The organism is Streptomyces sp. NPDC023527 (assembly GCF_055560115.1).
Genome location: NZ_JBVHJJ010000005.1, coordinates 1 through 14,950, shown reverse-complemented (window position 1 = coordinate 14,950; position 14,950 = coordinate 1). Strand labels below are relative to the sequence as shown.

At 73.5% G+C, this 14,950-nt stretch carries 9 protein-coding genes; 4 read left to right on the top strand and 5 right to left on the bottom strand.

The features are described from left to right. Positions 1–8: 8 nt before the first annotated feature. On the bottom strand, positions 9–749 hold the full coding sequence (locus tag ACZ303_RS11250) for a TetR/AcrR family transcriptional regulator (protein WP_467337504.1): 741 nt from the start codon (positions 747–749) through the stop codon (positions 9–11). Between the two features lie 136 nt (positions 750–885). Between ACZ303_RS11250 and ACZ303_RS11245 the strand changes: the two genes are divergently transcribed. After that, positions 886–2,475, top strand: a complete 1,590-nt coding sequence (locus tag ACZ303_RS11245) for an MDR family MFS transporter (protein WP_467337502.1) — start codon at positions 886–888, stop codon at positions 2,473–2,475. 6 nt (positions 2,476–2,481) lie between these two features. Here ACZ303_RS11245 and ACZ303_RS11240 read toward each other — a convergent pair whose 3' ends face one another. The 4 genes from ACZ303_RS11240 to ACZ303_RS11225 all read right to left on the bottom strand — a co-directional run bounded on the left by ACZ303_RS11240 (position 2,482) and on the right by ACZ303_RS11225 (position 10,327). Continuing rightward, a complete protein-coding gene (locus tag ACZ303_RS11240; RefSeq protein ID WP_467337501.1) occupies positions 2,482–3,741 on the bottom strand; it encodes an MFS transporter in 1,260 nt (419 codons plus the stop codon). Further along, complete coding sequence (lanKC, locus tag ACZ303_RS11235; RefSeq protein ID WP_467337499.1) at positions 3,738–6,251, bottom strand: class III lanthionine synthetase LanKC; 2,514 nt, start codon at positions 6,249–6,251, stop codon at positions 3,738–3,740. Before lanKC (ACZ303_RS11235) ends, ACZ303_RS11240 begins: the two co-directional genes overlap by 4 nt. A gap of 205 nt (positions 6,252–6,456) precedes the next feature. Further along, a complete protein-coding gene (gene lanKC, locus ACZ303_RS11230) occupies positions 6,457–9,165 on the bottom strand; it encodes a class III lanthionine synthetase LanKC (RefSeq protein ID WP_467337497.1) in 2,709 nt (902 codons plus the stop codon). Between the two features lie 28 nt (positions 9,166–9,193). Beyond that, positions 9,194–10,327, bottom strand: a complete 1,134-nt coding sequence (locus ACZ303_RS11225; RefSeq protein WP_467337496.1) for a radical SAM protein — start codon at positions 10,325–10,327, stop codon at positions 9,194–9,196. 501 nt (positions 10,328–10,828) lie between these two features. Between ACZ303_RS11225 and ACZ303_RS11220 the strand changes: the two genes are divergently transcribed. From ACZ303_RS11220 to ACZ303_RS11210, 3 genes are all read left to right on the top strand, one after another. Then, positions 10,829–12,655, top strand: coding sequence for a sensor histidine kinase (locus ACZ303_RS11220; protein WP_467337494.1), 1,827 nt, complete (start codon positions 10,829–10,831; stop codon positions 12,653–12,655). Positions 12,656–12,659: 4 nt separating this feature from the next. Then, positions 12,660–13,349, top strand: a complete 690-nt coding sequence (locus tag ACZ303_RS11215) for a response regulator transcription factor (protein WP_467338188.1) — start codon at positions 12,660–12,662, stop codon at positions 13,347–13,349. Between the two features lie 150 nt (positions 13,350–13,499). Continuing rightward, complete coding sequence (locus ACZ303_RS11210) at positions 13,500–14,813, top strand: vanadium-dependent haloperoxidase (RefSeq protein WP_467337492.1); 1,314 nt, start codon at positions 13,500–13,502, stop codon at positions 14,811–14,813. The last annotated feature ends 137 nt before the right edge of the window (positions 14,814–14,950 follow it).

Below are 14,950 nucleotides of genomic sequence, written 5' to 3'. Positions count from 1 at the left end.
CGCGCGGGTCAGATGCCCATGCGCGCGGCGATGCCGTCGAGGACGCAGTCCAGCCCCGACGCGAACTGCCACTGGGCGTCGTCCTTGCGGGTGGCCTCGTGGAGGTAGCGCTCGAACGTGGGGTAGCGGCCGCTGTTCATCAGCCATGACATCTGGGGTGCCAGTCCCGTGCGCGTCTCGTGCCCGTCGGACCAGCCCCGCTGCTCCATCAGCCGGAGCAGGCCGAGCTCGGCGTCGACGGCGCCGCGCACGTACGCGGTGACCGTGCGGAAGACGGTCATCATCGTGTCGGCGTCCAGCCCCAGGCCGGTCAGCGTGGCCAGGGCGCGCTCGGGCACGGCCAGCTGGTTGGGGGTCAGCGTGAAGACGGCCGTCCGGGCCATCCAGGGGTGGCGCAGCATCACGTCCCGGGTGCGGAGGGCCATGGTCCGCATGGCGTCGCGCCAGCCCATGGCGTCCGGGAGCGTCAGCTCGCCGTAGACGAAGTCGGCCATCAGCTCCAGCAGCTCGTCCTTGCCGGACACATAGCGGTACGCGGCCATCGGGGCGACGCCCAGCTCGGTGGCCAGACGGCGCATGGTGACGGCGTCGAGCCCCTCCGCGTCGGCGATCCCGACGGCGACCGTGGCGATCCGATGGGGAGTCAGGGTCGAGCGCGGCGCGGGCGCCGGGCGCTCCAGCCGCTCCCACAGGGAGACCTCGCTCTCGGCCCCCTTTTCCGGCCTTTCCGGCTTCTCCTGAGCGGGCATGGGGCGGGCTCCTTCCGGCGGCCGATTCTGTGTACACCGTATCAGCGGTAGACGTTGTACACCCCGTTGTGTACGTTGTACATCAAGGGATACGCCGTACACATCCGGCGTGACATCAGCCTTGGGGGCAGCGGCAATGAGCGAACACACCGGGAACGCACCCGAACCCGACCGGCAGCGCCTTCCCCACCTGGGGATCTTCGGGCTCATGCTCGGCATCTTCCTGGCGACGCTCGACGGGATGATCGTCAGCACCGCCCTCCCCACGGTCGTGGGCGACCTCGGCGGCCTCGACCACCTGTCATGGGTGGTGACCGCCTACCTGCTCACCGCCGCCGCGGCCACCCCGATCTGGGGCAAACTCGGCGACCTCCACAGCCGCAAGGGCGCCTACCTCTCCGCCGTGGCGCTCTTCCTCGTCGGCTCGGTCCTCTCCGGCCTCGCGCGGGACATGGGGCAGCTCATCGCCTTCCGCGCCCTCCAGGGGCTGGGCGCGGGCGGGCTGATGGTCGGCGCGCTGTCGGTCATGGGGGTGCTGGTGCCCGCGCGGGACCGGGGACGCACCCAGTCGATGATCGGTGTGATGCTGCCGGTCGCCTTCGTCGGCGGGCCCCTGCTCGGCGGCTTCCTCACCGACCACCTGAGCTGGCGCTGGGCGTTCTACGTGAACCTCCCCGTGGGCCTCGTCGCGCTGCTGGCCGTGGGTCTGGGCGTCCGGATGCCCGCCGCGGCGGAGCCCCGGCCGTCCGGGGCGCGCGTCGACTACCTCGGCGCGGCCCTGCTGACCACCGGCATCCTGTCGCTCACCCTGCTGAGCAGCTGGGGCGGTCACGACCACGCCTGGTCGTCCCCGCGGATCCTCGCCCTCGGCGTGCTCGCCGCCGGGGCCCTCGCCTGGTTCGTCCGCGTGGAACGGCGCGCGGCGGAGCCGGTCATCCCGCCCCGGCTGTTCCGCAACCGCGACTTCACCGTGGCCCAGATCCTCAGCTTCCTGGTCGGCGCGGTCATGCTCGCCGTGGTGAACTTCCTCCCGCAGTACATGCAGTTCGTCCAGGGCGCCTCCTCCACGGCCAGTGGCATGCTGCTGCTGCCCCTGATGTTCGGCATGCTCGCGACGCAGCTGACCGCCGGCCGCCTCATGAGCCGGGGCGGCGGCCGCGACCGCCTCTTCCCCCTCATCGGCGGCGCCGTCACGGTCGCGGGCGCACTCCTGCTGCTCCTGCTCGGCACGGACACCACGACCGCCGTCGCCTCGGCGCTCACCCTCGTCATCGGCGTCGGCCTCGGCCTCCTCATGCAGAGCACCATGCTCACCACGATGAACAGCGCCGACCCCCGCGACATGGGCGCCGCCACCGGAACCGTCACCCTGCTGCGCACCATCGGTGGCTCGCTGGGCGTCGCGGTGCTCGGCGCCGTCTACACCGACCGCCTGGGCGACGCCCTCGCCGAACGCCTCGGCGGGCCGGCCGCGGAGCGGCTGACCAGCGGCGGCGGACTGACCCCGGCGCTGCTCGGCGACATGTCCGCCACCGCCCACGATGCCGTACGGGCCGCGGTCACCAGCGGACTGCACGGCGTCCTCGTCGGCGCCGCCGCCCTGTCGGCGCTCACCTTCGGCGTCGCCTGGCTCGTACGGAACACCCCGTCGCGCCCGGCACCGTCGTCCACGGGGGACGGCTCGACGGCCGCCGGGGCCCCGGCCGGTACGCGTTCGGCGGCGTGAAGGACCTCACCGGCCGCTCCCGACCTCCGCCCCGGCCCTGACGGTGCCGGGGCGGGACGGGCGGTCGAAGGTTCCGGCGCGCGGCAGGAACAGGGCCAGTACGGCCAGGAGTCCGCCGAAGACCAGGAAGACGGCGGCGTCGGGCAGCACGTCCAGGAGCAGCCCGGCGAGCGCCGAGCCGAGTGGTGGCGTGGCCATGAACAGCAGCCCGATGGCGCTGTTCACCCGGCCCTGGAGCCGGGGCGGGGTGTGCAGCAGCCGGGCGACCGTCATGACCGAGCCGGAGACGGACACGGCCAGCGCGCAACCGGCCAGCAGCACGGCGAGCAGGTCCGCGTGGCCGCCGAGGGCCATCGCGGTGACGAGCAGGGCGCACAGGACCCCGGTGGTGAGCAGGACGTCGGCGGGGGAGAGGCGCCGGCTCACGCGGGGCGCCAGGAGCACGCCCGTCATCGCCCCCACCGCCGACGTCGCCGTGAGCATGCCGATGAAGGCCCCGGAGGTGCCGTGCCGCGCGCAGACCACCACGATCGCCAGATACACCCCGTCGAAGACGAAGTTCTGCGCCGAGGCGACCAGGGCCAGGTTCCGCAGGATCCGCTCTCCCCAAAGGAAGCGCAGCCCCGTGGTGAACGACGCCCACCAGCCCTCGCCTTCCCGTTCCGTCTCCGGTACGCGCAGCGCCGTGCCGAGGGCGCGGACGCACCCGGCGGAGACCGCGAAGGACGCGCTGTCCAGCCAGAAGGGAAGGCTGGGCGACAGCTGGAACAGGGAGCCGCCGAGCACCGGCCCCACGAGGAACGCGAGCTGCCCGCGCACCTGGTTGACGGCCAGCGCCGTGCTCAGCTTGGACTCCGGCACGACCTGGCGCACCGAGGCGAGCCCCGCGGCGTTGAACGGCGCGGTGAGGAACCCCAACACCACCCCGGCGACCAGCAGGACCGGCAGCGACGACCGGCCCGTCAGGACCGCGGCCGCCAGGGCCGTCGTGGCGACCGCGCGGCCGACCTCGCACACCAGCAGGACCCTGCGGCGGTCCAGGCGGTCCACGACCGGGCCGGCCGGCAGGCAGGCGAGCGCCAGCGCGCCGGTCCACACCGCCTCCACCAGGCCCACGCGCAGCGGTGAGCGCGTCGCCTGGAGGACGAGCAGGGGCAGCGCGACGGCGGCCGCCCCCGACCCCAGCATGGACAGGCCCTGACCGGCGCACAGGAGCTGGAAGTCCCGGTTCCGGCGCAGGCTGTCGGGGTCCGCCGGGCGCCTCATGCCGTCGTGCTCAGCAGGGGCAGCGACGCGGGGGCCGCGCCGGCCGTCGCGGCGTGGACGGCGAGCAGCACCCCCGCCGTGCCGGTGGCCAGGTCCATCGACAGCCTCAGCAGTCCGTCCGTCGCGAAGGCCCGCCCACCCCGGAACCGCACCGCGTGGAGGCCCAGACTCCGCAGGTGCGTGGTCACCGCGGAGCCGGGGCCGTCGAGATGCGCGAGGCCGTAGAGCAGGCCCGCCTGCCCGTCGAGGAGGCCGGGGGACAGCAGGAGTTCGGTGCCGAGGCTGTCCCGGATCCGGTCGCGCAGCAGGGCGTAGTGCGGGTCCTCGTGATGGCGCAGATACGCGTGCAGGGCGATCCCCACGCCGGCGCTGCCGCGGTCGAGGGTGGAGCGCCACAGCTGCCCGTCCTTGACGTGCACGTGGTCGGCCCGCGGTACGCCGCAGCGGGCGACGTCGCGGGCCAGAGCGGTCTCGGCGGCCCGCGGCCACCGGGCCTCGCCGGTCGCGGCCGCGAGCCGGGTGAACAGCAGCGCCGGGCCCGACCAGCCGTGCATCAGGCCCACCGGGCCGTCGCCGGGGCCGGGCGGCTCCGGGCCCGAGAGCGCGCGCGTGAGCCGGTCACCGATGCGGGCCGCGGCCTCGACGTCGCCGAACCGCAGGTGCGCCAGGGCGATTCCGGCGAGGCCGCCGAACAGCCCCACGCCACAGCCCCGGAGGTCGAAGGCCGTGAGCCGGGCGAGCGTCTCGCGTGCCTCCTCGGGCCGGCCGAGCTCGTCCAGGACGTACGCGACGCCGGCCAGCCCGTCGTACAGCCCGGGCCGTGGCCAGCGGGTGCGCTCGTTCGCCGCGACCAGCCAGTCGACGTGCGCGCCGAGGTCGCGGTGGCCGTCCCGCCCGGTGACGTGCAGGGCGTGCAGCACCCCGGCGGCACCGTACGCCACACAGGCGCCCTGGTGGTCGAACTGCCGCACGTCGCCCGGGAACAGCCGGTCCGGCCGCTCCGGTGTCGCGCTGAGCAGGATCGCGTCGCGCATCGAGTCCAGCGCGGCCCCCGCGCCGGCGGGCTCGTACAGGGCCGGTTCGGCCGCGGGGACCGGCTCGTACGCCGTGGGCGGCGTCAGCTCCTCGCGCAGCCGTGCGCCGAAGCCCGGCGGGACCGGGAAGCGGCGCTCGGTCCAGTCGACGAGCTGCCCGGACTTGGTCGCGTCGAACCGCAGCAGCGGGGTGAGCGGACAGAAGAGGGCGAGGGCCAGGCAGGCGAGCGCGTACGCGTCGATCGCGTGTCCCGAACGGGCCCAGGACGCCGTGAAGCCCGGTGTGCCCAGAGCGGGGGAGAAGTCCTCGTCCGCGCCGAAGGCGGTCTCGAAGTCGACCAGGCAGACGGTGTCGTCGGGGCGGACGAGGATGTTGCCGGGCTGGAGGTCCCCGAAGACGACACCCCGTCCGCGCAGCTCGGACACCGCCCCCTCGATCCGGTCGAGGATTCCGCACGCCCACCGGGTGTACGCGGCGACCTCGGCCTCCTCGGGACCGTGGCGGAAGAGGGGGTGACGGCGGCCGACCGCCTCGTGCAGGGTCTCGCCCTCGACGAGCTCCTCCACCAGGAAGTGGTGCTCCCAGTGCCGTACCCGGGCGAACACCTCCGGCACGCAGCGCAGGCCCCGGAGCCGTTGGAGCATCGTGTGCTCGCGCGTCAGCCGGGCCACGGCGTCCATGCCGTTGTCGTCGAGGCCGGCGTGCGGCCGCGCCTCCCGCAGCAGCACCCGCCGCCCGGAGTCGCGCTCGGTGGCGCGGTACACGCCGCCGCTGTTGGAGAAGTGCAGCGCCTTCTCCACGCGATAGGGGAAGCCGCCCCCGCCGTTCGCCCCGGCCGCCCGCATCCGGGCCCGGAGGAAGCCGGGCACCTCCACCCACGGCGGGACCTTGAAGCCGGTGCCGCGCACATCGGGGACCAACGCCCCGCCGGGCCCCTCCATCGCGGGCACATAGCCGCCGTCGGGGGCGAAGCAGTACGCCACGCCGAAGCCGCCGTAGCGCACGTACAAGGGGCCCTCGTCGAAGCGCAGGTCGCTGAGGACGTACGGGCCCTCGACGCCGTCCAGCAGCTCCGACAGCTCGGTCAGCGTCCGCTCCAGCGCCTCCTCGTCGCACGGGTAGACGGTGACCAGCTTGCCGCTGGCGGAGCGGGGCGCCTGCTTGCTGTTGACCTGCTTGAGGATGGCGGCGCTGCGCAGGAACTTGAAGCAGATCCCGCGCGGTACGCAGTACTCCCAGACCACGTCGACGACCCGGTCGGCGGCGTCCGCCGTGGCCGAGGCGTGGATCTTCCAGCCGCACCGGGGGAGCGGGGCGTCGGGACGGTGGAGGTTCACCCAGCCGCCGCGCTCGGCCCTGAGCCAGCCGGGCGGCGCCGGCAGGCGCGTACGGGCGAAGCGGGTGCCGCTGTCCTCGACGCGGTCGAGCGTGTCCGCGAAGAAGGGGTCCGCGACGAGGTGACCTTGATCGAGCATCTTCCTTCTCCTCGGTGGGGGCGGCGGCCTCGCGACGGGCCCGTCGGCCACCGGCGGCCGCCGGCGGTCGACGGGCCCTGCGGGCGCCGTTGACTGACGAGGCGTCAGACAACGCCGCGGGTGCTCTCATAGCTGTTGGCGCAGGGCCACAGGGAGGGGGTCTCCTCCTCCATCTCCTGCAGTTCAAGGATCTCCGACATGTGTTTCACCTCCCCTCGGCGCTCGACGGGGGCCGGTTCGTCAGGCCATCCCGAGGGAGCTGTGGGAGCTGTTGGCGCAGGGCCACAGGGAAGAGGTCTCCTCCTCCATCTCCTGAAGGTCCAGGATCTCCGACACGTCGATCACCTCCTTCCACTCGCCGTGCGACGGTCACCGGCCGCGGGTTGAGGTAGGGCAGGACCGGATCGGTCCCCTCGAACGCGGAGTGCAGGGCGAGCAGGACGCCCGCCGAACCGGTCGCCAGGTCCGCCGAGAGCCGCAGCGACCGGAAGCCGGGAAAGGCCAGATGGCCGCGGTAGGACCGGGCGTGCCAGGCCAGGCGGCGGATCTGGGTGCGCACGGCCGCGGCCTCCCGCGGGCCGCCGAGCGCCGCGAGCGTGGCGATCCCCCCGGCGCGGCCCCGCAGCAGACCGGCGTTGCGCACGTACAGGGCGCGGCAGGTGCGCAGGATCGCGGCGAGGGTCGCGGCCCCGCCCTCGTCCGGGCGGTGCCGGAGGCAGCCGTGCAGGACGAAGGCCAGACCGCCGCTGCCGCCGTGCAGATACGGCAGGTGGTGGGTGCCGTCGAACAGCGTGAGGGCGCCGTCCGGGAGCACGCCGCACCGGTCGAGGTCGTGCCGCAGGGCGATATGGGCGAGGTCGAGGTGGCGCGGCTCCCCGCTCTCCTCGTACAGGTGCAGGAAGAGCAGCGCGACGCCGGTCGGCCCGTGGAGGAGCCCGTACGGCGGTGGCGCGCCCGGCCGCGTGGCGAGCGGCCCGGCCGTCACCGGCCCCGCCGCCGACTCCGCCAGGCGCAGGGCCCGTTCGCGGTACGAGCCGTCGCCGGTGGCCCGGGCGAACCGCAGCAGGTTCAGGGCGATGCCCGCCGTGCCCGCGGCCAGGTCCGGGCCGTCCACCGCCGGTTCGAGGGCGCGGCAGCGGTCGAGGAGCTCCAGCGCGGCGTCCCGGTGGCCGAGCAGGTCCAGGGTCAACGCCACCCCGTGCAGCCCGTCGTACAGGCCCGGGCGCGGCTCGGGGTCCCGGCCGGCCGCCGCGATCAGCCAGGCGGCGTACTCCTCGGGGACCGCCGCGCCCACCCGGTGCAGGGCGAAGAGCACCCCGGCGGCGCCGTAGCCGAAGGCGTGACCGCCGATGCTCCGCGGCCCGGTCGGGGTGGCGGGGAAGAGCCGGTCGGCGCGGCCGGGCGTGGCCATGCTGTGCAGACCGCGCACCAGCGAGTCGCGCAGGGCCGGCCAGTCCAGGCGCTCCGCCGCCGGCAGCGCCCCGGGGCCGTCGCCCAAGGGGAACCCGCCCGTGGGGCACAGGCCCGACAGCAGGCCCGCGCCGAACCCCGGCGGCAGCGGGTACAGGCGGTCGACGGCCGCCGTCAGCGCGCGGATCTCCGCCGGGCGCCGACAGGGCAGCGGCAGGAACAGCCACAGGCGCAGGCGGTTCAGCAGGTACGCGGTGGCGTCCGCGCCGCGCAGACCGCTCGGTGCGGTGAAGCCGGGCTCGCCCAGGGCCGGCGCGCGGTCGTCGGCCAGGTCGGTGGCCGTCTCCAGGTCGACGAGGGCGACCCGGCCGTCGGGCCGCACGAGCACGTTCTTCGGGTGGAGTTCGCCCAGGCGCACGCCCTGGGCGTGCAGGCCGGCCAGGGCCCGCTCGACCGCGTCCAGGACCGCCAGGGCCCAGTCGGCGTACCCGGCCGCCTCTTTCGCGGCCCGTTCCTCGGAGGTCAGCGGGAAGGCGAGGGCCGCGGCCTCGGCCAGGGACTTCCCCTCGACGTACTCGACGGCGAGGAAGTGGTGCTCGGAGAAGACCCGCTCCTCCAGCAGGCGCGGGACGCAGTCCAGTCCGGTCAGCCGTTCCAGCGTCGCCCGCTCGCGGCCGAGGCGGGTGACGGCGTCCTCACCGCGCCGGTCGAGGCCGGCGTACGGGCGTGCCTCGCGCAGGATCACACGGTCGCCACTCCGCTGGTCGGTCGCCAGGTAGGTGCCGCCGCCATTGCTGAACTTCAGCGCCCGCCGCACCCGGTACGGGAACGCGCCGACGGGCTCCGCGCGCAGCGCGTCGAGGTCGGGGCGCAGCACCGCGGGCAGCGGCACCCACTCCGGGCAGGCGAACACCGGGCGGCGGTTCTCGGGGACCAGGGTGCCGTCCGGCCGCTCCAGGGCCGGCACCGGCTCTCCCGTCGCCCCTCGGCAATCGCGGGTCGGGCCGGCGCCGTAGCGTACGTAGAGGGGGCCGGCGCGATGCCGCAGCGCGCCCAGGACGTACGGGCCCGGCAGCCCTTCGAGCAGGACGCCCAACTCGTCGAGGGCGCGGGTCAGCTCCTCCTCGCCCGCCGGGTGGAGGGTGATCGGCTCGCCGCCGCGCAGGCGGTCGGCGTGTTCGTCGTTGAGGGCGCGGGCCGTGGTGAGGCTGCGGATGAGGTCGACCGGCAGGAACCGCTCCAGCGCGTATCCCCGGACGATCTCCGCGGCCCTCGCCACCTGGGGCCAGGCGACGGAGACATGGATCTTCCAGCCCTGTGCGGGCGGTGCGGCGCCGGTCGGCCTCAGCCGCACCCACCAGCCCGATTCGGCGCGGTCCCAGCCCTTCGGGGGCTTCCGGTCGGCCGCGGGGAGCCGGTCCTCGTCGTCCGGAAGACGGTCCGGATGCTCGTAGAAGACCGGGTCCGCGAGCGAGAAGCGGTCGTAGTCCTCGATATTCATCATGGCCGGTCCCCCTCCGCCGTCGCGGTGTTCACATCGCGGAGCTGTTCGCGGTGTTGTGCCCGGCGGTGCGATCGGTGGCGCGATCGGTGGAATCCGTGGCGGCGGCCGGCCCGGTGAGGAATTCCGGGGGATTCACGCGCACCGAACGCCGGCCGATCCTCGCCCGGTCCTCCGCCGACGCGAAGTGATAATCCATGCGCCGTACGGCTTCCGCCCAATCCCCTATGCCGTGGACCGTCGACAGGGTCTTCACGACGAACGGATCGCTCAACCGGTCGACCGACCGTTCCCACACGTCAGCGGCGGGTTCGTCGAGCAGGCTTCCCACCGTGCCCTCGTAGACCGGGATTCCCCGTACCGCGCCGTCGGGTTCGACCTGCATCACCAGGGTGTCGATCCGGCGGGCGACCCGCTCGGGGCTCATGACGAGATTGAAATTGTCCGTGGTGAAGACATCGACGGAATCCGGAGCGAGTTCGCGGAGTCGTGCGAGCAGTTCCGCCCCGGTCAGCAGGGCGATATGGGCGTCGTCGAGGAGCTCGTACCGGAAGAATTCCGGCCGGCTGGCGAGCCCTTCCGGTACGGCGGCGTTGAACGCCAGGGTGCGCAGCCGCGGGAAACGCGGCGCGATGTCGGAGGCGAACCGCTCCAGCTGCCCGTAGTTGCTGCGCAGCACCACGCAGTCGATACCGAACCGCAGCGGCCTCCCGCCCCCTTCGATACGCTCCCGGGCCACCTCGTCGAGCAGCCGCAGGGCGGTCAGGACCCGTTCGAAGGAGCCGGCCCGGCCCCGGATGCGGTCGTGCACGTCGGCCGTCGCGCCGTCCAGACTGACGATGACCTCGTCGAACGTGTCCGCGAGCCGCTCGGCCAGCGTCCGGCTCATCACCCACCCGCTGGTGTTCACGGACGTCCGCACCCCGGCTTCCCGCAACCGCTCCGCGACCTCGAAGATCCCCTTCACGATGAGGGGTTCGCCGCCCGACAGGGCGACCACGCGCGGCTTCAGGGAGATCAGGGCGTCGGCCACCCGGAGCATGTCCGGCGGGCTCAATTGCCGGGACGGCCGCCGACCGGATTCCGAATAGCAGTGCGAGCATCGAAGGGGGCAGGCATAGGTGGTGTCCCAGACGACCACCTCAGGACGCGATGCAGGACTCATGAAACCCATCCGTTCTCATAGGACCGGACCGGGGCCCGCCGAAAACACCGGCCGGCGGCCGCGATCGGGCGCGGTATGTCACCGGACATGTGATGACCTACCGCACCCGATCTCCCCCCGTCGCCGCGATTCCCCCGAGACGCGGCACGTCGAGTGTGCGGCACCGCGCTATTCCCGGGGACCCGGGGCGCCCCCAAAGTCGCATGGAGGTTTTCCTCCATGCGCGACGGGGGCTGTCTGCCTGGACGCCCGCCGCGATCGCCCCGGATAATGTCACGAGTGACAGGCAGAGGCAGGGGGATGCGGGTCGTCGCCGTTTGCGGCGGACTGTGCCTGCTCTGGGCGACAATCATCGGCACGAGTCAGTTGCAGAACCGCTTTACGCTGCCGTGGATTCTCGGCTCCGTACTGCCCTGTTACTTCGCCGGTTTGTTCACTTGGTGGCACGCTCCGTCAAGTCCGGTCGCCCGGCGTCTGTTGCTGATCGGTACGTGGCTCTCGATGTCCATTGCCCTTCGGTACACCGCGACGTTCCTGACCGCCGAATACGGCTGGAATCTCCGCCCCCAGGGCACGGCCACTCCCTCGGCCCCCGGGCTCGCCTGCCAGGTCACCACCCGCACGTGCGACCTCGTGGTGAGCGTCCTCGTCGTCAGGCTCCTCGCGCTGCTGCCGGACGGCACGGTCCGGTTCACCTACGAACGGGCCGTCCTGCGCGCCTTCTGGGTCCCCCTGGCCCTGCCCGCCGTCCTGCAACTGGCCGGAGCCGACCCGGAGCTCACCCACTACGTGGTCTTCTACTACCCCGAGGCGTGGCTGCCCGGGGTGGGCGCCCTCCTGCTCGTCGTCCGCTGCCTGCGCGCCCGGGCGGCCGGGCGGCACGACATCGCCCGCCTGCTGCCCTTCGCCACCCTCGGCGCGGTGGTCCTCCTGGCCAGGGCGTCGTCCCGGCTGTTCCGCGCCTGGCAGGGCGAGCGCGGCGTGCTCTACCTCGTCGGCGCCGTCCTCGGGGCCCTGCCGTATGTGTCGATCTCCCTGGTCGTGGTCTACGCGGCGTTCCGGCACCGGCTCCTCGGCGTCGACATCGTCATCCGGCGCTCGGCCGTCTACGGCTCCCTGTGGCTCATCATCAACAGCTGGTACCTCGGCATGGCGCTGACCCTCGGCCTCACCGCCGGCCAGTACCTCCCCATCGGGCTGTCCGTCATGGTCGCGGTCACCGCCACCGCCCTGTTCCAGCCCGTGCGCGCCCGCCTGAACGCCCTCGCCCAGCGCTACGTCTTCGGCAAACGCCTCAGCAGCTTCGAACTGCTCGTCCAGTTCGGAACCACCCTGGAGCACGCCTACGACCTCGACCGGCTCGCCCCCCGGCTGGCGACCGTCCTGAAGGAGGGGCTCAACCTGCGCTGGGCGCGCGTACGCCTGGGCGGGGACGGCCTGCCCGTCGCGCACGGCGAGGCCGGCGAGCACACGGACGGCTCCCGGGGCGAATTCCCCCTCTGGTACGGCGAGGACATACTCGGTCTCATCGAGTACGGGCCCAAGCGCGAGGGCCGGTTCACCCCCGAGGACCACCACCTCGTGGAGACCCTCGCCAGGCCGGCCGCGCTCGCCGTCCACAACGTGCGCCTCACCGCCGAGCTGTCCGCGAAGGTGCGGGAGGTGCAGCACCAGGCCGGCGAACTCGACGCCTCCCGCGCCCGCATCGTGCACGCCCAGGACAGCGAGCGGCGCCGCATCGAACGCCGGCTCCACGACGGCATCCAGCAGGAACTCGTGGCGCTCGTCGCCAAGCTGGCGCTCGCCCGCAGCAGGCTGCACCGCGGCGCCGACGTCGACGCCGCCCTGACCGAGGTGCAGGACGACGCCTACCGCGTCATCGACGAACTCCGCGAATTCGCCCACGGCATCCACCCACCGGTCCTCAGCGACCAGGGCCTGGTGGCGGCGGTGACGTCCTGCGCCCGCCGGATGCCGATCCCCGTCACCGTGGACAGCGACGCGTCCCTCGACGGCGTCCGCTTCGACGAGAACGTCGAGGAGTCCGCGTTCTACCTGGTCTCCGAGGCCCTCACCAACGTCCTCAAGCACGCCCGGGCCGACCGGGTCACGATCCGGATGGCGCGCGGCGGCGGCCGGCTGCTCGTGGACGTCAGCGACGACGGCGTCGGATTCCCCACCGCCTCCACGCGGGGCTCGGGCCTGACCGGGATGCGGGACCGCATCGAAGCGGCCGGAGGCACGCTCGACATCGTCAGCGGCACCGGCCGGGGCACCACCATCCATGCCCGGCTGCGGGAGAAAGCGAGGGAGGAGTCCCGTGCCTGAACCGCTGCGCGTCGTCATCGCCGAGGACCACTACCTGGTACGGGAAGGCACCCGCCGACTGCTGGAGGACACCGGGGACGTCGAGGTCGTCGCGGCCGTGGGCACCGCGGCGGAACTCCTCGACGCCGTCGGACGGCTGGGCCCGGACGTCGTCATCGCGGACATCCGCATGCCGCCCGGCCACCACACCGAGGGCATCACCGCCGCCCACACCATCCGCGCCGGCCACCCCGGCATCGGCGTCGTGGTGCTCTCCCAGCACGCCAACGAGAACTACGCCTTCGACCTGTTCCGGCGCGGCACCGACGGCCTGGCCTATCTGCTCAAGGAACGCATCGGCCAGGTCGACGAACTGCTGCGCGCGCTACGGGAAGTGGCGGCCGGCCGCTCGGTCGTCGACCCGCGCATCGTCGAGGTCCTGATGGGCAGCCACGCCCGCGCCGCTGACGCGCCACTGGCCAGCCTCACCCGCCGCGAACTCGACGTCCTGCGGAACATGGCGGAGGGCAAGACCAACCGGGCGATCGCCGAGTCGCTCGTCCTGTCCGAGTCGACCATCGAGAAGCACGTCAACTCCACCTTCGCCAAGCTCGGTCTGGCGGAGGTGCCGCAACTGCACCGGCGGGTCAGCGCGGTGCTGGCCTATCTCCGGCACACACCCTCCGGGCGGCCCGGCCCACCCGGTGAGCGCTGACGGCCGGCGCCAAACACATCGGGCCCCTTCTTCACCGTTTCGTGCGTACCGGGCCGGACGGACGGCGTAAGGGACGCGCGCGCCGTGTCGAATAGCGGCGGGGCACGCTCATTTGGCTGCCCGTCGGACCGGCGCGCGAGGGAGTCCACGGTGGGCGACAAGAAGTCCGTTCCCTTCTCTCTGTCCTCCCTGTCCCGCGTGACGGCGAGAGCCGCCGTCACCGTCCTGACGGTGCTCGCGCTCGCCGCCGCCCCCGCCGTGACGCCGTCCGCGTCACCCGCCACGGCTCCGGCCGCGGACACGGTCGGCGAGTGGAGTGCCACCGCGGCCGCCACGATCGAGGACGACGCCCAGCGCCCCGTGCCGGAGACCTTCATCTGGCACGCGTTCGTCACCACCGCCATGTACAACGCCGTGGTCGGCATCGAGGGGCACTACGCCCCCTACCGCTGGCACGCGCGCGGGCCGCGCGGCGCGTCGCCCGCCGCGGCCGCCGCCACGGCCGCGCACCGGGTGCTGCGGGAGTACTTCCCGGCCTCCAAGGACCGGCTGGACACCGCGTACGCCGCCTCCCTCGGGAGAATCCCCGGCGGGTGGGCGAAGGAGGCGGGGGTGGCCTTCGGGGAGCGCTCCGCCGAGCACACGATCAGGTCGCGGGAGGGCGACGGCCGCTTCGCGCCCACTCCCTTCACCACGCCGCCCGCCCCCGGCGTCTGGCGGCCCACCCCACCCGCGTACCAGCCCTTCGGCACCGCCTGGCTGGCCCGGCTGCGGCCGATGACGCTCACTTCTCCGGCCCAGTTCCGCCCCGGGCCGCCGCCCCCGCTCGCCTCCGCCCGTTACGCGCGGGACATCGCCGAGGTGAGGGCGTACGGCGCCCGGAACGGGTCGGCCAGGAGCCCGGAGCAGACCGCGACCGCGCTGTTCCTCTCCGGCAACCTGCACTTCCAGGAGGCCCTGAGCGACCGCGCCGCCCGGTCCGGCCTCTCCATGGCCGCGACGGCGCGGCTGCTGGCCGCCGCGAACTGCGCGATGGCCGACGCGATCGTCACCGCCTGGGACGCCAAGCTGCGCTACGGACGGTGGCGCCCGGTCACCGCCATCCACCTGGCCGACACCGACGACAACCCCGTGACCGAGCCCGATACGGCGTGGGAACCCCTGATCCCCACCCCGGCGCACCCCGACTACCTCAGCGGGCACGCCACGGTCGCCGGCGCACTGATGCGGACGCTGACCATCCTGTTCGGCACCTCCCGCGTGGATCTCCACCTCCGGTCGCACGCCACCGGCACCACGCGGCATTACGAGTACGCGGACGACTACAACCGCGACGTGATCGACGCCCGGGTCTGGGAGGGCATCCATACCCGCACCGCCGACGAGGTCGGCAACAGGGCGGGTCAGAAGGTCGCGGCCTGGAGCCTCGACCACTACTTCGGCCCGGCCCGGGGGCGGCCGTAGGCCGTGACGCCATGTGCACGTGATCTTGCGGAGAGATAGGGCGAATGGCCTCCGGTGTGAGGCCGGGCATAGGGCCCAGATCACGTACGAAGGGGCGTAGTGGGCGGGGTGGGGGACCGCTCGCCGGGGGGTGGGGG

Bases quoted from the DNA above. Each gene is read 5' to 3' on its own strand.
- ACZ303_RS11250 (WP_467337504.1), bottom strand. From the start codon at position 749: ATGCCCGCTCAGGAGAAGCCGGAAAGGCCGGAAAAGGGGGCCGAGAGC.
- ACZ303_RS11240 (WP_467337501.1), bottom strand. From the start codon at position 3,741: ATGAGGCGCCCGGCGGACCCCGACAGCCTGCGCCGGAACCGGGACTTC.
- ACZ303_RS11220 (WP_467337494.1), top strand. From the start codon at position 10,829: ATGTCCATTGCCCTTCGGTACACCGCGACGTTCCTGACCGCCGAATAC.
- ACZ303_RS11245 (WP_467337502.1), top strand. From the start codon at position 886: ATGAGCGAACACACCGGGAACGCACCCGAACCCGACCGGCAGCGCCTT.
- ACZ303_RS11225 (WP_467337496.1), bottom strand. From the start codon at position 10,327: ATGAGTCCTGCATCGCGTCCTGAGGTGGTCGTCTGGGACACCACCTAT.
- lanKC (WP_467337499.1), bottom strand. From the start codon at position 6,251: ATGCTCGATCAAGGTCACCTCGTCGCGGACCCCTTCTTCGCGGACACG.
- lanKC (WP_467337497.1), bottom strand. From the start codon at position 9,165: ATGATGAATATCGAGGACTACGACCGCTTCTCGCTCGCGGACCCGGTC.